Source organism: Vibrio sp. 10N.261.55.A7 (assembly GCF_002877365.1).
Lineage (GTDB): Bacteria > Pseudomonadota > Gammaproteobacteria > Enterobacterales > Vibrionaceae > Vibrio.
On record NZ_MCWZ01000253.1, the window covers coordinates 1 to 402 of the forward strand.

A 402-nucleotide genomic window follows, 5' to 3' on the forward strand; every position below is an offset into this window, starting at 1 on the left:
CTGAGGCGCTTCTTGACCGTTTATTGTTAAACCAAGAGCGTTTAGTGGGCATTGCCAATGATGTCCGCAATGTGATTAGCCTGAACGATCCTGTGGGCAGTGAAATTGATAGCAAAGTGCTTGAAAATGGTATGTCACTGTCGCGTCGTCGTGTTCCACTAGGTGTGGTTGGTGTTATTTACGAAGCCCGCCCAAATGTGACGATTGATATTGCTGCTCTGTGCTTAAAAACGGGCAATGCGAGTATCTTGCGAGGCGGTAAAGAGACCTTCTTCTCCAATATGGAACTGGTAAAAGTCATTCAATCGGCGCTTGAAAAGGCTTCTCTTCCAGCCGCTTCTGTCCAGTACATTGAAAAACCAGACCGAGAGTTGGTTTCACAACTGTTGAAGTTAGATGATT

At 45.8% G+C, this 402-nt stretch carries 1 protein-coding gene; it reads left to right on the plus strand.

Features of this window, described 5'->3' with window-relative positions; translation table 11 throughout:
* The coding region (locus BCU12_RS11460) for an aldehyde dehydrogenase family protein (RefSeq protein WP_133153878.1) at positions 1-402 on the plus strand (402 nt) is incomplete at both ends.